Consider the following 17,852-nt stretch of genomic DNA (forward strand, 5'->3'; position numbering starts at 1 on the left):
GGTTAATATATGAAAGCTTTTGCTAAGGATTTTTGGTGGGGAGCATCATCTTCTGCCTTTCAAATTGAAGGTGGATGGGATGCTGATGGAAAAGGGATGACCGTTGCTGATTATAACTCATTTCAACGCTCTGCTATACAAGCCGATAGTAAAGTAGCAAGCGACTTTTATCATCATGTAGAAAGTGATATTGCTTTATTTAAAGAGTTAGGATTAAAGACTTATCGTTTTTCAATATCATGGGCACGTATTATTCCTGATGGGGACGGTGAAATAAATCAAGCTGGGATTGATTTTTATAATCGAGTAATTAACGAATTAATCAAAAATAATATCATTCCATTTATTACTCTTTATCACTTTGATTTACCATTTGCCTTAGTTGATAAATATAATGGTTGGCAAGACCGCCGTTGTGTCGATGCGTTTAGACGCTATGCTCAGGTCTGCTATAAAGCATTTGGTGATCGGGTAAAAAACTGGCAAATCAATAATGAACAAAATTTGATGATTCGTGTTAATGAACGAATGAACATGTACAAAGTCGCACCAGCCGACACAGAAAAAGTGAGAGCTCAAATGGATTATCACATGTTTGTTGCTCATGCGATGGCAACAAATGATTGTCATGAACTAATTACTGGAAGCAAAGTAGGACCAGCGGTATCATCCACCATGACCTATCCTGCAAATAATAAACCAATGGATGTTTGGGCAGCTAAAATGAATGATAATTTTAAAACTAATTATGCCCTAGATATGTACTGTTTTGGTGATTATCCGGGATACTACAAACATTATTTGCAACGTTGTGGTATCTACCCTATTACACAACCAGAAGATGCCGAAATATTAAAACAAGCTAAACCGGATTTTATTGCCGTAAATTACTATCGAACATTAGTCGCAAGCTATTTACCGGAAGATGATGCTCATCCATTTGGCACTAAAGAAAAAGATATTGATTTCGATCTATATGGTTATTTCAAAATTGAGAAAAACCCAAATTTAACCGCATCTACTTATGGCGCACAAATTGACCCGATGGGGTTAAGACTAGTATTAAATGAATATTATCGTCAATATCATTTACCATTAATTATTACTGAAAATGGATTAGGTACTCCAGATACATTAACTGCTGACAATAAAGTACATGATGATTATCGAATTGATTATATCAAATCGCACATATTAGCTTGTCATGATGCAATTGAAGATGGGGTTGAACTATTTGGATATTGTCCATGGTCAGTAATTGATTTACTAAGTTCTCATCAAGGTTTCAAAAAACGTTATGGCTTTGTTTATGTTGATCGAGATGATCATGACTTAAAAACACTTAATCGAATTAAAAAAGATAGTTTTTATTGGTATCAGCAAGTCATCAAAGATAATGGTATTAAAGATTAAAAACAGGGATGGGCTATAAAAAAGCCCATCATGATAGTTGTTGAAACAAACAGCTATACTGGAAATGATTGTTTGCCTAATCTTGTCATAACTTCAAATATGAACTACATCATTTTATTAGCCTGATAATAATTCAGTTTTAATGTAAATTAGATGATTTATAGATATGGAGTGATATTGAATTTTTGAGTTGAGGAACGGGGTTTTTGAGGCAAATATAAACACTAATTTAACCACTTTAGTTAGTCAAAAAGTAAAATAGTGCATTATTATGAAAGTAAAAGAAAATAGGATTGATAAAATCAATTATTTCTCAATCCTATTGATTAGCAGATAAAATTTAGATTTGAGCTAGTGCTTGTTCTAAATCATTAAGAAGATCACTGATATCTTCAAGACCAACCGAAATACGTAATAATTGATCGGATATACCTGCGGTTTTACGTGCTTCAGCACTAATTCCTGAATGAGTCATAGTTGCAGGATGACAGATTAAACTTTCCACACCACCAAGTGATTGGGCTAATGTAAATATATTGAGTGCATTTAAAAATTTCGGCATAACATTAGCATCACCTACTAATTCAAAACTTAGCAGTGAACCAAAACCTTTTTGTTGTCTTTTCGCAATATCATGTCCAAGATTTGAAGGTAATGATGGATGAAAAACTTTTGCAATTTTAGGGTGATTTGCTAAAAATTCTACCACTTTTTGCGCATTTTCTTGCTGTAATTTAACTCTTGCTGCTAGCGTTCTTAAACCACGTAATAACAAATAACTATCAAATGACGAGGTAGATGTTCCGATATTATTAGCCCACCATAGTACATCCGTTGCTAATTGTTGATCTTTAAACACCAATATTCCAGCGAGTAAATCTGAATGGCCATTTAAAAACTTAGTACAAGAATGGCTAACAATATCAGCACCAAGCTCTAATGGTTTTTGTAAAATTGGCGTCATAAAAGTGTTATCGACTAAAACCAAAGCACCAACCTCATGAGCTTGTCGAGTGATCGCTTCTATATCGACAACTCGTAACAAAGGGTTACTTGGTGATTCAATTAAGACTAATTTAGGTTTTAAGCTAAGTGCTTCTTTCAAAGCAACAGAATCAGATTGGTCAACAAATTTTGTTTTAAAATAGCCTTTTTGACTCAAGCTATTAAACAATCGATAACTACCGCCATAACAGTCATGAGGCGCAACAACAACATCATTTGGACTAAGTAAGGCAACGCTAATTAGATGTATTGCTGACATACCGCAATTAGTTAAAATAGCATCCGCCCCACCTTCTAATTTAGCAACGGTTTCTTCGACTAATCGTCTACTTGGATTGGATTTGCGACCATAATCAAACTTCCTCGGTGTTGCAAACTCTTCATAACGATAACATGTTGAAGGCGTAATAACAGGAACTACGCTACCAAATTGATCATCTGTATTAATTCCACCACGAACAGCTATCGTGCCTTGGCTAAAATTAGTACCTTGTCTTAGATTTTTAGAATCACTAGCCATAACAACCTTCCTACCAAGCATTTTATATATCTAATAATTGTATAAGAATAGCACAATAAAAAAAGACGTCAACATGTCTAGACGTCTAACTATCTTGGTGTATAGATTGCAGCTAAATAAAAAAAACGCTAAAATTACCCACATTATTTGTGATGTGATTTGGTGAAAAATATGATGGAATGGAACGGCGATTATATCAGCCCTTATGCTGAACATGGTAAAAAAAGTGAACAAGTAAAAAAAATTACAGTCTCAATTCCGTTGAAAGTACTTAAAATATTAACTGATGAGCGAACAAGGCGACAAGTCAATAACTTACGTCATGCAACGAATAGTGAATTATTATGTGAAGCCTTTTTACACGCTTATACTGGTCAACCACTGCCTTGTGATGAAGATCTTCAGAAAGATCGTGATGATGGCATTCCACAACAAGCACAAAAAATGATGAGAGATTTAGGCATCGATCCGGATTTAATCGACGAATGATTGAATTAAAATAGAATAGTAGATACAAAAAAGGCGCTTAAAGCGCCTTTTTGACAACGTTAGTTTAGTAAAACTATTTTTTACCGCCAACCATTGCAAAACGTTGTTTGAATTTATCAACACGTCCGCCAGTTGCAACATCACGTTGTTTACCAGTATAAAACGGGTGACATTCACCACATACGTCAAGATGAATATCATGACCAATAGTTGAATGAGTTTTAATTGTGTTACCACAAGAACAAGTTGCTGTAATTGCAGTGTATTCTGGATGGATACCTTCTTTCATAATAAACCTCTAAAGTTTGTTCGTATCGCTATATAAACGGCTTAATCGCAAAATCTATACACCATACGAGTGTTAAATAACATGATAAGGCTGCGAATTATACGTCCTATATGAAAGATAATCAAGTAATAATCGACCAATCTAAACCGGTAATTGCCCGATAGTTACTTGAAGTTCAATCTTTTCTCCATTTCGCAAAACTAATATGGGGACGATTGTTCCTGGTTTCAACTCTGCAATTTGATCCATAGTTTCTACTATGGATTTTACTGGTTTATTATCAACCATAATTAATATATCATTTGCTTCAACGCCAGCCTGTAATGAAGGTCCTTCAGCATTGGTAACTAATATACCTAATACCTTCGGTAAATCACTAGGATTTTGCGTTGGGGCGAATTCTAACCCATCAATGCCAATATAACCTCGAATTACTTTCCCATCTTGAATTAATTTATCCATTATTTTAACGGCTAATGCTGTTGGGATGGCAAAACCAATTCCTTCAGGAACATCATTACCTAGATTTTTAGCAAATGTTAATGTATTAATGCCTACCAACTCACCTTTAGTATTTACTAAAGCTCCACCTGAATTACCATGATTAATTGATGCATCAGTTTGAATAAAGTTTTGTCGACGATATGGGCTTAATCCGTCACGCCCTGTCGCACTAATAATACCTTGGGTAATCGTTTGACCGATGTTGTATGGATTACCAATAGCTAAAACAACATCACCAATTTTGGGGTCTCGTTTAGAATTAATAGGTATGACCGGGATATTAGTTGCCTCTATTTTAAGCACAGCAATATCAACCAACTTATCGGAACCTACAGGTAATGCTTCAAAAATTCGACCATCTTGCAAGGCAACAATAATTTGTTCAGCTCCATCAACAACATGATAATTGGTAATGATATAGCCATACTCACTCATAATTACACCAGAACCTAGCGGTGTAATTGGGCCATCTTGTGATTGTTTTGGAACAGAATTAATCGATCGACTGTAGATATTTACTACTGCTGGAGCAGCAATCTTAACCGCGTCAGAATAACTCATAGGTTCTTCATTAAAAATAGATCTGGAAAAATCTGATTGTGTTCCATTTCTTAAAGAAGGGAAAATAATGAGTAACACTATCGCTAACACACCACCAATTAATATTGGCCAAAGAAACTTTTTAAGCATAATTATTATTATAAAGATGAGAATAATTGATAGGATTCTATCATATCTAACTGATGGTTAAAATGAAGTTTTCGTCGATGCAAAGCATCGACGATTTTTAGCTATATAATTACTTAGCGTAAGATAAGATATAGACGGCTATCTCCTCGGACAATATTTAAAGCGATTGCAGAAGGATTGCTATCAATCACTTTACGTAGTTCAGAAATACTATTAACTCTAGACTTATTGACCCCTGTGATAAGATCACCTTCTTGTAAACTTAAACGTGAAGCAGGAGAGTTTTTAACAATACTCTCAATTAATACACCTTTTTGTCCTTTTATATCACCATTAACAAGTGTTGCACCTTCAAGTGCTGGATGTAAAGATTTTGCTTCGGTACTGGATGCATCACCGTTTTTCAATTTAACCTCAACAGAAATCTCTTTGCCATCTCGAATCAAACCTAATTTAACTGTACGACCAGCTCCAGTTGTCGCGATTTTTGCGCGTAACTCTGCAAAACTATCAACCGGTTTACCGTCCATAGAAATGATGACATCACCAGATTTAATTCCTGCCTCTTTTGCAGCAGAATCATCTATAACTTCACTAACAAAAGCACCTTTTTGTACTTCAAGGTCAAAAGCTTTAGCAATATCTGATGTTAATTCATTACCTTTTATACCTAAAACACCTCGTTTAACTTCACCATACTCAATAAGTTGAGACGTCAAACTTCTAACCATATTACTAGGTATAGCGAAACCAATTCCTACATTACCCCCACTTGGCGCAATAATAGCAGTGTTTATCCCAACTAGTTCACCATTTAAGTTAACTAAAGCACCACCGGAATTACCTTGGTTAATTGACGCGTCAGTTTGAATGAAATTTTCAAAGCCATCCATACTTAACCCACTACGAGCTAACGCAGAAATGATACCTGAAGTAACAGTTTGACCGATACCGAATGGATTACCAATCGCAACAACGTAATCACCAACTCGCGTTTTATCTGAGTCAGCAAGTTTGATTGAGGTTAATTTTTTTGCATTATCCACTTTTAATAAAGCAATATCACTTTGTGGATCTTTACCAATTAGTTTTGCTTGATATTCATGACCGTCATTTATTACTACCGTAATTTTATCGGCGCTATCAATTACATGATTATTGGTAACAATATAACCTTTTTCAGCATCAATAATGACACCAGAACCTAATCCCGAGAAAGGCCTAGATTGACTATCCGGATAGCCGAAAAATCGTCTAAATTCTTCCGGCATATTATTTTGCATTTGAGCAGTGCCTTCAACTTTAATACTTACTACCGAAGGTAAAACGGTTTCCAACATTGGTGCCAACGATGGTTGTTGTTGGTTATTATCCGTTGGTAAAAATGGAAATGCCGCATTGGCATTAGATAATGTAGCTAAACTTAAACCTAAACTTAATGCAATTATACTTAATAATTTTTTTGGTTTTCGTAAAGAATGACTCATCATAAAACTCTCTTATTTAAGAAATTTGATATTTAAAACATAAATAGCCTAATAAAACTAAGAAATGTTGAAAATTAATTAAGATTTCACTTCATCATTTTTGAATAATCCTGAAGGATTATCTGAATAGTCTTTAGGCTGCTTTTCAAGTGTTAATTCATTTTTGACACTGATATCATTATTGACGGCTTCTAAATCAATCATAGGCATATCATCAGAAGTTACAAATTGCCCAGAAGTTTCAGCAATATGTTGATATAAGCGACGAAAATCTTTGGCCATATTATCCAATATTTCAGCACTATGAGAAAAATGTTTAACCATCATCTGTTTTTGAGATGCTAATTCTTCTTGGGCTTGTTCCAATTCGCGTTTAACTTTGGCATATTTACGTCCTTTTTGAGAAACAAAATTGATGAAAATTATACCCACAATAAAACCAATTATTAGGCCGATGATAATATAGGTCATCATACTTTTATCCATATTTCACTCCTGTATCTTCTCATTTATTATTTCTAAATATTGTTTAGTTTATTTTGCATGGTTAGCAAGTTTTATCAATTGTTTTTTTAGTTTTTCAGGTGCTTGCTCAGCCAAAGCATTTAAATATATTGCTGTTTGAATCGTAATCACATTATTAATTTTAGCATTCTTATTTGAAAAATTAACTAATTGTGAGTTATTTGTCGCAATAGTGGGATTAATCTTATATTGAATAGAGGATAACGAAGGTAAGATTTTTTGACGTATACCTGAAATCAAATTACTTTGTTCGTATTTTATTCTTGTTAACCAGTTAGCTGAACTAACTTCAAGAATAAGAATACCTTGACGATAATTTGCGACTCTATATTGCTGATTCAACGGTGCTGGAAGCAATTCATCAATAACCTTCGTTAATTGACTCAGTGCTAATGTTCTTTCTTTTATTTGGGATAATAGAGCCCCTTGTGACAAAAGGCTGGTCAACATTTTTGGCTCATTATCACGCATGAATTAGGCTCATCCTTAGTTCTTGCTAAAATTAAAACAAATCTATTTATAATATAAATAACTCAATACTCAATAATTTACCTGATCTATTCAAAAAAGTCGTGTAAAAAAATAATATTTACACATTATTTGAACTATTAAAAATAAAATAAATAATAAGGCTAATTAAAATAATTAATCAATTTCAAAAAAATAGGTAGAATCAAAAATTTTGATCCTACCTATGTTAGTTATTATTAATTATTTGTTAGTTATCTAGTTATGATTAATTAGTGGTACTTTGATTAACTTGGTTCTCGCGAATAAATGTCCAAAGCACAATTGCACCGATTACATCAAAGAAAGCTAATGCAATAAAGAAAGGACCAAAACCAATTATGCCTACAAATGCACCAATGAAAAGGTTAAATATTAATTGACCTGTCCAAGCACAAGCACCGGCCATCCCAACTGCTGTAGCAACCTGATTTTTCTTAAATAAATCGCCGCCTAAAGTTGATGCAACAGTAGATAACAATTGATGTGAAAAACCACCAAGGCTGATTAAAAATACCGCTAAGTATGGGTTTTCAACAATACTAACAAAACCAATGGTCATCATTAACACAGCGCCGATGGTAAAGGTGATCAATCTTGAATTGATTAATGATATTCCACGGTCATTAAAAAACTTCGCAACAAAACCACTTGCTAAACAGCCTAGATCAGCCATCAAAAACGGTAGCCAAACAAACATAGCAATTTCTTTTAAACTAAAGTGTAATGTTTCAACGAAGAAAATTGGCACCCAAAAATTGATTGTCCCCCAAGCTGGATCTGCAAGAAAACGTGCAATACCAATACCCCAGAAATTACGCTGAGTAAGGATCGTTTTTAAAGATACTTTTTCTTTATCATTGTCTAAATATTTTTCTTGACCTGCTTCAATATATTCTCTTTCTTCAGGAGACAATATTTTTGAATCTTTAGGGTCACGATAAAAAATAAACCAAGCAAGAGCAGCAATTAATGCTAACGAACCAGAAACAACGAAAGCAAATTCCCAACCTTGGAATAAAATACACCAAGCGATTAGAGGGGGAGCTAACATAGCACCAAAAGATGTCCCCATATTAAACACACCTGATGCGATCCCTCTTTCTTTTGCAGGGAACCATATAGAGGCAGTTTTTATTCCTGCTGGGATAGCTGATGCTTCACTAAAGCCCATTACACCGCGCATGAAAGCTAAACCTTGCCATGTACCTGTCAATGCATGACCCATGGTTGCTAATCCCCAAATTACCGCACAGATAGCAAACCCAAGTCTTAGACCTATAGTATCAATAAAAAAGCCCATGATAGGTTGACCTATCGTATACGCTAACTGGAATGCGCTAACAATCCAAGAATATTGCTCTTTAGTAATACCTGTGGTTTCTAAAATTGTCGGCGCGGCAACTCCTAATGCCGTTCGATCAAGATAATTGATTATTGTAATAGCACAGACAAGTAAAATCATGTACCACCGAAATTTTGGAATTGTTCTCATTTTATTTCCTTCATCTTATTTATTGTTAATTCGTATTATTTAGAAAAATAATGATTTGCATTGTTAAAACAAATATTTCTAATCATGTTGCCAACTAATTCAAAATCTTCAGGAATTTCTCCATTTTCCATCCAATTCCCCACCATATTACAAAGAATTCGTCTAAAATATTCATGTCTTGTAAATGATAAAAAACTACGGGAATCAGTTAACATACCGACAAATTGACTTAATAATCCCATTTGAGAAAGTTGCATTATCTGACGTTCCATTCCATCTTTTTGGTCATTGAACCACCAGCCCGAACCAAATTGAATTTTTCCTGCAATATTTGAACCTTGAAAGTTACCAGCCATAGTCGCTAAGACCTCATTATCACGAGGGTTTAGACAATACAAAATAGTTTTAGGCAGTTCATCAGTTAAGTCCAAAATACCTAATAATGAAGAAAGTGGTTCAGCGATGGGTCTATCACCAATCGAGTCAAACCCAGCATCAGGACCAAGCATTTTAAACATTCGTTGATTATTATTACGCAAAGCTCCTAAATGTAATTGCATAACCCAATTACGTTTATGATATTGCTTACCTAACCAAACAAGTACTGCCGTACTAAATTGCGCAATTTCCAGTTCAGAAAGGGACTGATTAGCAAGACGTTTTGCTATTATTTGATCAAGCTGTTTTTCCGAAGGAATATCAGCATAACGGAGAATTTCGATGCCATGATCTGCAGCTTCACAACCATGTTGTTCAAAATGATCTAATCGTTTGGTTAACGCACAAAGTAATTTTTCAAAACTATTAATTTCAATATCAGTTACTTTTCCTAATTCAACAATGTAATCAACAAAGCCTGTTAGTTCTATTTTAAAAACTCTGTCTGGTCGCCAACTTGGTCTTACTTTAGTTTTAAATGAAGCATCTAAAGCGATTTGTTTGTGATATTCAAGTGAATCAATAGGGTCATCAGTTGTTCCTACTGCTTTGACATTCATTTGTGTCAAAATACCTCTGGTTGAGAATTCAGCAGTCGCTAATTTATCATTAGCCTCAGACCAAATTTTATCAGCTGTTTTTTCGTTAAGAAGAATATTTTTTATACCAAATGGTCTTTTTAACTCCAGATGAGTCCAATGGTAAATCGGGTTTCCAAGCGTTAAAGGAACAACTTTTGCCCAAGTAAGATATTTTTCATAGTCAGATGCATCACCTGTGATATATTTTTCATCAATTCCAGCTGTCCGTAACACTCGCCATTTGTAATGATCACCTGCTAACCAAATTTCAGCTAAATTACGGAAATTTTTATTTTCAGCAATATCTTTTGGTGGTAAATGGCAATGATAATCGTATATGGGTTGATCTTCAGCGTAATCAAAATAAAGCTTTTGTGCCGCATCAGTTTGTAACAAAAAGTTATCATCTAAGAATTTTTTCATTGTTTTTCTTTCCAATTTATAAAGCTAAATCCTTAATAGTCTGTTTAGCACCTTTTTTCATTAAAGAAAGATAATGTTCTGTTATTTTTTCTCTGAATAATGAATTGGCGGGTAAATCTGATCCAAAAACAGCTTCTAAACTTAATAACGAGTTAACTCTTTCTACCCCTTCATCACTCTCAGCAACAAGTTTTTTCAACTCATCAACCATTGGATCACGAATATCGATTACTTGTTTATGGTCATCAATACCACCAACATATCGCATCCAACCAGCTACCCCTAAAGCTAGTAATGAAAAATCAGAATTATGTTTAATATGCCAACGGATAGAATCAAGTATGCGTTGCGGTAGTTTTTGTGTACCATCCATAGCGATTTGCCATGTTCTATGTTTTAGTGATGGGTTACTAAATCTTTCAATAAGTTTTTCAGCATATTGTTGTAAATTAACGTGCGGTGGAACATTTAAGGTTGGTGCTTGCTGTTGCATCATTAACGATAAAGTCGCTTTTTTATAATTTGCATCATTCATACAATCATTGATATGCTCATAACCAGCTAAATAACCTAAATAAGCTAAGAATGAATGACTACCATTTAGCATTCGAAGTTTCATTTCTTCATATGGCACAACATTATCAACAAATTCAGCACCAGCTTCGTTCCAATTAGGTCGTGAAGTGACAAAATTATCTTCAATAACCCATTGAATAAATGGCTCACAAGCAATACCACACGGATCATACATGCCACCTAATACATCTTGAATTTCTTCTAAGGTTTCAGATGTTGCAGCAGGAACAATACGGTCAACCATCGTACAAGGGAAAGTTGTATTATTTTCAATCCATTTAGCCAGCTCAAGATCGCGAGCATTTGCTAAATCTAAAATAGCTTTCCTCAAAACTAAACCATTTTCTGGCATGTTGTCACATGATAAAGCCGTAAACGATTTCAATCCTCTTTGCATTCTTCTATATAAAGCTTCAACAATAACACCTGGCGCTGACATAGGTTTACTTGGAGAAGCTAAATCTGCTTTGATTAATTCATTATTCAAATCCAAACCAGTCCCACCAGGCAACATACAGTAACCTTTTTCAGTTACCGTTAATGAAACAATTTCGACAATAGGATCAGCCATTTTTTCTAAAATTGTTTCAATACCGTCTGTTGGTGCTAATAATGATTCTTTTACACTTCCAATAATATAGGCTTGTTTAGATGTCGCGCCTTTTTCAAGCACTGTATATAGATGATCTTGTTTTCTAATATCATTGATTAACTCTTCACCACCAACAATATTTACCTCGCAGATAGCCCAATCACTATTACCTTTATTCAATAAACGATCAGTAAATAGTGCCTGATGTGCTCTGTGAAATGCACCAAAACCTATATGTACAATACGAGCGGTCATTTTCTCCCTATTGTATAAAGGTTTATTTTTGATTGATTGTGGTATTTCTAATAAATTCAACATTTTATACACCGTAATTAACTAACTGCAATATTTATTGGTTAGACATATTTTCATTTGTTGACAAAATTTTCATCTTTATTTTTCAATTTTTGTGATTCATGTCACATTTTTTGGTTTATTTTATAGGGATGTTTGCTAAAATCTTTATAATGGCCGACAATATTGGTAAACCAATTTAAAGATGTAATGGATTTCTTTTATTATTAACTTAGAGGAGTTTAATAATTAGCGTATAATTATCTTCAATAAACTTAATAGTATTCTGAGGATTATAGATTATGCCAAGAGGCAAACGACTCTATCAAGAAATTGGTAATGAGTTAAAATTGTTATTAAAAAGTGGAACTTTTAAAATTGGTGACCGTCTACCACCAGAAAGAGATATTGCTGAGACCTTTGATGTTAGCAGAACGGTAGTTCGAGAAGCATTAATTATGTTAGAGCTTGAAAAATTAGTTGAAGTAAAAAAAGGCTCTGGTGTTTATGTAATTGGTTTACCAAGCGAGTTCTTGTCTGAAAAAGACAGGGAAATAGAAGAAGAGGATTTTGGTCCTTTTGAATTATTACAAGCGAGACAATTAATTGAAAGTAATATTGCCGCTTTTGCTGCCTCACAAATTGTAAAAGCTGATATTGTAGAGTTAAGAGCTATATTAGAACAAGAACGTCAAATTTTAGAACAAGATGTGCTTGATGACTATAGTGCTGATGAAATGTTTCATATTGCAATAGCTCGAGCCACAAAGAACTCAATACTTGAGCGGTTATTAGAAGATCTATGGACAAAACGTTCATCAAGTAAAATGTGGGACCAACTACAAAGTAGAATAACCGATCATAGTTATCGAAAAAAATGGTTATATGATCATGAAAAAATTCTACAGGCATTACAGTTGAAAGATGCAATGGCTGCACGCCATGCTATGTGGCAGCACTTAGAAAATGTTAAACAAACATTAATGACTGTTTCTGACAGTGAAGATCCAAATTTTGATGGTTATTTATTTGACTCTATACCGGTCACTATCGTTAACCAATAGAAACAAATATGCATTGTTTATGGATCTTCATTTTAGAATAATTTTGTAAATGAAGTATCTTTGAGGAGAATTTAAATGGAACAAACAATGCGTTGGTTTGGACCTAACGACCCTGTATCATTGGACGATATTAGACAATCAGGGGCAACAGGAATTGTTACAGCTTTACATCATATTCCCAATGGTGAAATCTGGACAATCGACGAAATTAAAAAACGAAAAAAAATGATTGAAGACAAAGGTCTAACTTGGTCAGTTGTTGAAAGTATTCCTGTTCACGAAGAAATTAAAACCCATTCTGGCAACGTTGAACAACATATTGCCAATTATCAACAATCAATTCGTAATTTAGCCGCTTGTGGTATTGATACTGTTTGTTACAATTTTATGCCAGTATTAGACTGGACTCGCACCGATCTAGGTTATGAATTATCAGACGGTTCAAGAGCTCTACGTTTCGATCAAATTGCTTTTGCTGCATTTGATATTCATATTTTAAAACGACCTAATGCCGAAAAAGATTATTCACAAGAAGATCAGATTTCAGCAAAAAAATATTTTGAAAATATGACGCAAGCCGATAAAGATAAACTTGTTGGAAATATTATCGCTGGGTTACCAGGTGCCGAAGAAGGTTACTCACTAGATCAATTTCGAGCACATCTTGCAACATATGACGGTATTGATAAAGCTAAATTACGTGAGAATTATGCTTATTTCTTGAAAGCTATAGTTCCTGTCGCCGAAGAAGTTGGCGTTGTTCTGACTGTTCATCCAGATGATCCTCCTAGACCTATTTTAGGTTTACCACGCATTGTTTCAACTATTGAAGATATGCAGTGGATAAAAGAAACAGTTGATAGCATTCATAACGGATTCTGCTTCTGTACTGGTTCTTATGGCGTTCGTAGCGATAATGATTTAGTTACAATGGCTGAAAAATTTGCTGATAGAGTTCACTTTATTCATTTGCGCGCAACAGTTCGTGAAGATAATCCATTATCTTTCCACGAAGGTGATCACTTAGCAGGTGATGTTGATATGTATGGCGTAATTAAAGTGCTTATTGCTGAAGAAGAACGACGTAAAAAAGCGGGAATCAAACGTTTAATACCAGTTCGTCCTGATCATGGTCACCAAATGCTTGACGATCTTAAAAAGAAAACCAATCCAGGTTATTCTGCAATAGGACGCTTAAGAGGTTTAGCGGAAATTCGCGGCGTTGAATATGCGATTAGACGTGCATTTTTTGAATAAAGACTAATCGCCTTTGACTTGAGAAGCCCATAATATTGGGCTTTTTTTAATTTGAACATAAAAATAGCGTGATATACACGCTATTGTTCTTATATAGTTAGAATGTCTTTATTTTAAATCATGATTTTAAATATTTATTATCGATATTTTTTATTTAAAGCAACACCAAAAAGATAGCCGAATAAGCACTGCTTAAAAAACATCATATTAAAGAAAGAAATTTTACTGTCTATCCAATTATTTATTCAAATAAAATATAACCAATAATTGGTGAACCAAATACTACTATTATTTTTAGTCGCTGTATTGAGTTATTTATTGAATTTGTGATGTATATCACAATACTTTCTCAAATTGGTATAATAAGTTTTTGATTGTCGATAGCTTTAATTAATTTGAAAATATGAGCTATTGAATAAAAATATATTTCTAAAACTTTAATAGCATTATTACAAAAAATGCTATTGGTTCATTGTTGCTTTGACACAATTTATATTTAACAGCTATACTTTAGGGGATATTTTCTACATCTATATCGTTAAGCAGTTTTTTAATAAGCAGTTTAAACATAAGGGGTGTAAAATGGGTATCTTAAATAATATTTTTTCTAAAATATTTCCAAGCGCACAAGCCGCTGTAGGTCATGCAAAAGATGCAGTGAAAGAGCAAGTTGATAAAATCACTGACACCGTTAAAGGCAACACATCAAGTAACAACACAAATAGTAATACTGAACAAAATCAACAAAATACATCAGAAAATAAAAACCCAATTTCTGAAATCGATGTGATGTCAATTTTAGATAATTTAGCTAAAAAATTTCCTGAAAAACTTAACTGGAAGACATCAATTGTTGATTTATTGAAATTATTAGGTATTGATAACAGTTTAGATGCACGTAAAAAATTAGCAACTGAACTTAATTATACCGGTAGTACAGACGATACAGCAGCAATGAATACATGGTTGATTAAAGAAGTTATGAAGAAAATTGCTGAAAAAGGTGGTAACGTTACTCACTTATTTTCTTAGTCTGGAATGAATACGTGATTTGTCATCCACCTGTTAATCAGGTGGATTTTTTTTAATTTAGTTGAATACAGAAAATATTAATCTTAGCAAATTTAAGCTTTGAATGAATGCAAACGATTCATTGCACTTTCTACTCCATCTTTCAGTAAGATATCTGTGCAATATACTGATTCATCGATTGCTTTATCAATTAAATCTTGTTCTGGTTTAGATGGTTTATTTAATACATAACCAACTACTTTATTCTTATCACCAGGGTGTCCAATACCAATTCTTAACCGATAAAAATTCAAATTATTGCCAAGTTTATTTGCAATATCTTTCAATCCATTATGACCGCCATGACTACCACCAAATTTCAATTTAGCAATACCTGGATTAAGATCTAACTCATCATGAGCAACTAATATCTCATCGGGCTGAATTTGATAAAAAGAAGCCATTGCTTGAACAGCTTTACCACTTAAATTCATAAAGGTAGTTGGTACTAACAAACGGACATCATGACCATGAATATTAATCCGTGAGCTATATCCAAAAAATTTAGCATCAATTTTTAGCGGTTGGTTATAACGTTCAGCAAGAAGATCTACATACCAAGCTCCTGCATTATGGCGAGTTGCAGCATATTCGTTACCTGGATTAGCTAAACCTACAATAAGTTTAATTGTTGTCATAATAGTCTGTCGTCAATTATTATTAGCAAAAAAGCCCCTAGAAGGGGCATTTATCTAATTCAGAAAAAAAGATTATTGATGGAACATTGCTGAAATTGATTCTTCGTTACTAATACGTCGAATTGCTTCAGCAAGCATACCTGATAATGTAAGTTGGCGTACATTTTTCAATGCTTTCACTTCTGCTGTTAATGGAATTGTGTCACAAACTACAATTTCATCAATGGCAGAATCTTTAATGTTACTTACCGCTTTTCCTGAGAAAATAGGGTGAGTTGCATAAGCGAAAACACGTTTTGCACCACGAGCTTTCAATGCATCAGCCGCTTTACAAAGTGTTCCGGCAGTATCAATCATATCATCAACTAAAATACAATCTCTGTCGGCTACATCACCAATAATATTCATCACTTCTGCTTCATTTGCACGTTGACGACGTTTATCAATAATGGCCATGTCAGTATCATTTAAAAGTTTTGCAATTGCACGTGCACGAACAACACCACCAATATCTGGTGATACCACGATTGGGCGTTCAAAATCACGTTGTAACATATCTTCTAAAATTACAGGGCTACCAAATACGTTATCAACAGGTACATCAAAAAAGCCTTGAATTTGTTCAGCATGAAGATCAACCGTTAAAACCCTATCTACACCAACAGTTGATAAAAAGTCTGCAACAACTTTAGCTGTAATAGGCACACGGGCTGAACGCACTCGACGATCTTGTCTTGCATAACCAAAATAAGGAATAACAGCAGTAATACGACCAGCAGATGCTCGACGCATCGCATCAATCATTACTAGTAATTCCATTAAATTGTCATTTGTAGGCGCACAAGTTGATTGGATAATAAAAACATCTTCACCACGGACATTTTCATTAATTTGGACATTGACTTCACCATCACTAAAACGGCTAACAATAATATCACCAAGAGAAGTATAAAGACGATTAGCTATACGTTTTGCTAGTTCGGGTGTGGCGTTACCAGCAAAAAGCTTCATATCAGGCACGAGAAATCCTCAAGCATGTAATCATGATTACATAAAACGTAATCGGTTAAATCGGAGTGATAATTATATAATCATTTACAGATCATCCTCAACTACATTATAAAAAATTATTACAAATATTTTATATCTATCACAATAATATATAGAAATATAAGTTAAAATGATGTTTTTTGAAGTAGATTAAAAATCGGTTAAAATACTGTACCACAAAGGTGAATAATTACCTTGATAAATCATTTAATACTAACAGCAGACACACAATGAGTGAACAATTAAAAACGAATAATCAAGAGACAGAATCTAAACGAACAATACGTAGTTTTGTATTGAGACAAGGCCGCTTAACTAAAGGGCAGCAACAAGCTTTAACTCATTTATGGCCTATATATGGCATTGAATATAATGCACACTCACAAATCACTTTCGAAAATGACAAACCGCTGGTTCTAGAAATCGGTTTCGGTATGGGTGCATCATTGATTGAGATGGCAAAATCCTCGCCAGACAAAAATTTTATAGGTATTGAAGTCCATCGACCAGGCGTAGGCGCTTGCTTAATGGCAATCGAAGAAAATAAATTAACCAATTTAAAAGTAATGTGTCATGATGCAGTTGAAGTATTAGAAAATATGATACCTAATGAATCATTAGATAAAGTTCAAATTTTCTTCCCTGACCCTTGGCATAAAGCAAGGCACAATAAACGCAGAATTATTCAACCTGAATTTGTTAAATTAATTCATGAAAAATTAAAAGTTGATGGAGTATTACATTTAGCTACTGACTGGCAACATTATGCTGAGCATATGCTTGAAGTATTAAGTCAAGCTGATGGGTTTAAAAATTTATCTACAACAAATGACTATATCCCGAGACCTGATGACAGACCTATTACCAAGTTTGAAAAACGTGGGCAAAATCTAGGGCATGGTGTTTGGGATTTGCAATTTATAAAAAAATAATGGTGCCTAGGA

General features: G+C 33.9%; 17 protein-coding genes. 6 read left to right on the forward strand and 11 right to left on the reverse strand.

Going from position 1 to position 17,852, the window contains the following annotated elements; all coding sequences use genetic code 11:
- The first annotated feature begins 9 nt into the window (after positions 1-9).
- Positions 10-1,413, forward strand: a complete 1,404-nt coding sequence (locus tag A9G07_RS07635) for a glycoside hydrolase family 1 protein (RefSeq protein ID WP_065734689.1) — start codon at positions 10-12, stop codon at positions 1,411-1,413.
- A gap of 340 nt (positions 1,414-1,753) precedes the next feature.
- Here A9G07_RS07635 and metB read toward each other — a convergent pair whose 3' ends face one another.
- Positions 1,754-2,938 carry a cystathionine gamma-synthase gene (gene metB, locus A9G07_RS07640; RefSeq protein WP_065734690.1) on the reverse strand — a complete coding sequence of 395 codons (1,185 nt, stop codon included), beginning with the start codon at positions 2,936-2,938 and terminating at the stop codon, positions 1,754-1,756.
- A 171-nt stretch (positions 2,939-3,109) separates the two neighbouring features.
- Here metB and metJ point away from each other — a divergent pair, with 171 nt between their 5' ends.
- Positions 3,110-3,427, forward strand: a complete 318-nt coding sequence (gene metJ / locus A9G07_RS07645; RefSeq protein WP_065563626.1) for a met regulon transcriptional regulator MetJ — start codon at positions 3,110-3,112, stop codon at positions 3,425-3,427.
- Positions 3,428-3,500: 73 nt separating this feature from the next.
- On the opposite strand, the gene rpmE is transcribed toward metJ, so the two are convergent.
- From rpmE to A9G07_RS07685, 8 genes are all read right to left on the reverse strand, one after another.
- A complete protein-coding gene (gene rpmE / locus A9G07_RS07650; RefSeq protein ID WP_065563627.1) occupies positions 3,501-3,716 on the reverse strand; it encodes a 50S ribosomal protein L31 in 216 nt (71 codons plus the stop codon).
- Positions 3,717-3,857: 141 nt separating this feature from the next.
- Positions 3,858-4,910 carry an outer membrane-stress sensor serine endopeptidase DegS gene (gene degS, locus A9G07_RS07655; RefSeq protein WP_065563628.1) on the reverse strand — a complete coding sequence of 351 codons (1,053 nt, stop codon included), beginning with the start codon at positions 4,908-4,910 and terminating at the stop codon, positions 3,858-3,860.
- A 113-nt stretch (positions 4,911-5,023) separates the two neighbouring features.
- Positions 5,024-6,397: a Do family serine endopeptidase gene (locus A9G07_RS07660; protein ID WP_065563750.1), complete on the reverse strand. Its 1,374-nt coding sequence runs from the start codon at positions 6,395-6,397 to the stop codon at positions 5,024-5,026.
- A 78-nt stretch (positions 6,398-6,475) separates the two neighbouring features.
- A complete protein-coding gene (locus A9G07_RS07665; protein WP_065563629.1) occupies positions 6,476-6,883 on the reverse strand; it encodes a YhcB family protein in 408 nt (135 codons plus the stop codon).
- Between the two features lie 48 nt (positions 6,884-6,931).
- On the reverse strand, positions 6,932-7,393 hold the full coding sequence (locus tag A9G07_RS07670) for a DUF721 domain-containing protein (protein WP_065734691.1): 462 nt from the start codon (positions 7,391-7,393) through the stop codon (positions 6,932-6,934).
- 265 nt (positions 7,394-7,658) lie between these two features.
- Complete coding sequence (locus A9G07_RS07675) at positions 7,659-8,924, reverse strand: MFS transporter (RefSeq protein ID WP_065563631.1); 1,266 nt, start codon at positions 8,922-8,924, stop codon at positions 7,659-7,661.
- Between the two features lie 35 nt (positions 8,925-8,959).
- Complete coding sequence (uxaC, locus tag A9G07_RS07680; protein WP_065734692.1) at positions 8,960-10,366, reverse strand: glucuronate isomerase; 1,407 nt, start codon at positions 10,364-10,366, stop codon at positions 8,960-8,962.
- 16 nt (positions 10,367-10,382) lie between these two features.
- Entirely contained in the window at positions 10,383-11,852 is a 1,470-nt protein-coding gene (locus A9G07_RS07685) for a mannitol dehydrogenase family protein (RefSeq protein ID WP_065734693.1), read from the reverse strand.
- A gap of 278 nt (positions 11,853-12,130) precedes the next feature.
- Here A9G07_RS07685 and A9G07_RS07690 point away from each other — a divergent pair, with 278 nt between their 5' ends.
- From A9G07_RS07690 to A9G07_RS07700, 3 genes are all read left to right on the forward strand, one after another.
- Entirely contained in the window at positions 12,131-12,892 is a 762-nt protein-coding gene (locus A9G07_RS07690; protein WP_065734694.1) for a GntR family transcriptional regulator, read from the forward strand.
- 75 nt (positions 12,893-12,967) lie between these two features.
- A complete protein-coding gene (uxuA, locus tag A9G07_RS07695; protein WP_065734695.1) occupies positions 12,968-14,149 on the forward strand; it encodes a mannonate dehydratase in 1,182 nt (393 codons plus the stop codon).
- Between the two features lie 582 nt (positions 14,150-14,731).
- Positions 14,732-15,181: a DUF3597 domain-containing protein gene (locus A9G07_RS07700; protein WP_065563636.1), complete on the forward strand. Its 450-nt coding sequence runs from the start codon at positions 14,732-14,734 to the stop codon at positions 15,179-15,181.
- 92 nt (positions 15,182-15,273) lie between these two features.
- On the opposite strand, the gene pth is transcribed toward A9G07_RS07700, so the two are convergent.
- Both pth and A9G07_RS07710 read right to left on the reverse strand, forming a co-directional pair.
- Positions 15,274-15,858 (reverse strand): aminoacyl-tRNA hydrolase, encoded by a 585-nt coding sequence (gene pth, locus A9G07_RS07705; protein ID WP_065734696.1) that lies wholly within the window; start codon positions 15,856-15,858, stop codon positions 15,274-15,276.
- Between the two features lie 72 nt (positions 15,859-15,930).
- On the reverse strand, positions 15,931-16,878 hold the full coding sequence (locus A9G07_RS07710; protein WP_086319756.1) for a ribose-phosphate pyrophosphokinase: 948 nt from the start codon (positions 16,876-16,878) through the stop codon (positions 15,931-15,933).
- A gap of 260 nt (positions 16,879-17,138) precedes the next feature.
- Between A9G07_RS07710 and trmB the strand changes: the two genes are divergently transcribed.
- Positions 17,139-17,840, forward strand: a complete 702-nt coding sequence (trmB, locus tag A9G07_RS07715; protein ID WP_065734697.1) for a tRNA (guanosine(46)-N7)-methyltransferase TrmB — start codon at positions 17,139-17,141, stop codon at positions 17,838-17,840.
- Positions 17,841-17,852 lie beyond the last annotated feature (12 nt).

Origin of the sequence: Gilliamella sp. wkB72 (genome assembly GCF_001693745.1) — a bacterium.
Taxonomy (GTDB): Bacteria; Pseudomonadota; Gammaproteobacteria; order Enterobacterales; family Orbaceae; genus Gilliamella; species Gilliamella apicola_E.

Bases quoted from the DNA above. Each gene is read 5' to 3' on its own strand.
- A9G07_RS07635 (WP_065734689.1), top strand. From the start codon at position 10: ATGAAAGCTTTTGCTAAGGATTTTTGGTGGGGAGCATCATCTTCTGCC.
- metB (WP_065734690.1), bottom strand. From the start codon at position 2,938: ATGGCTAGTGATTCTAAAAATCTAAGACAAGGTACTAATTTTAGCCAA.
- metJ (WP_065563626.1), top strand. From the start codon at position 3,110: ATGATGGAATGGAACGGCGATTATATCAGCCCTTATGCTGAACATGGT.
- rpmE (WP_065563627.1), bottom strand. From the start codon at position 3,716: ATGAAAGAAGGTATCCATCCAGAATACACTGCAATTACAGCAACTTGT.
- degS (WP_065563628.1), bottom strand. From the start codon at position 4,910: ATGCTTAAAAAGTTTCTTTGGCCAATATTAATTGGTGGTGTGTTAGCG.
- A9G07_RS07660 (WP_065563750.1), bottom strand. From the start codon at position 6,397: ATGAGTCATTCTTTACGAAAACCAAAAAAATTATTAAGTATAATTGCA.
- A9G07_RS07665 (WP_065563629.1), bottom strand. From the start codon at position 6,883: ATGGATAAAAGTATGATGACCTATATTATCATCGGCCTAATAATTGGT.
- A9G07_RS07670 (WP_065734691.1), bottom strand. From the start codon at position 7,393: ATGCGTGATAATGAGCCAAAAATGTTGACCAGCCTTTTGTCACAAGGG.
- A9G07_RS07675 (WP_065563631.1), bottom strand. From the start codon at position 8,924: ATGAGAACAATTCCAAAATTTCGGTGGTACATGATTTTACTTGTCTGT.
- uxaC (WP_065734692.1), bottom strand. From the start codon at position 10,366: ATGAAAAAATTCTTAGATGATAACTTTTTGTTACAAACTGATGCGGCA.
- A9G07_RS07685 (WP_065734693.1), bottom strand. From the start codon at position 11,852: ATGTTGAATTTATTAGAAATACCACAATCAATCAAAAATAAACCTTTA.
- A9G07_RS07690 (WP_065734694.1), top strand. From the start codon at position 12,131: ATGCCAAGAGGCAAACGACTCTATCAAGAAATTGGTAATGAGTTAAAA.
- uxuA (WP_065734695.1), top strand. From the start codon at position 12,968: ATGGAACAAACAATGCGTTGGTTTGGACCTAACGACCCTGTATCATTG.
- A9G07_RS07700 (WP_065563636.1), top strand. From the start codon at position 14,732: ATGGGTATCTTAAATAATATTTTTTCTAAAATATTTCCAAGCGCACAA.
- pth (WP_065734696.1), bottom strand. From the start codon at position 15,858: ATGACAACAATTAAACTTATTGTAGGTTTAGCTAATCCAGGTAACGAA.
- trmB (WP_065734697.1), top strand. From the start codon at position 17,139: ATGAGTGAACAATTAAAAACGAATAATCAAGAGACAGAATCTAAACGA.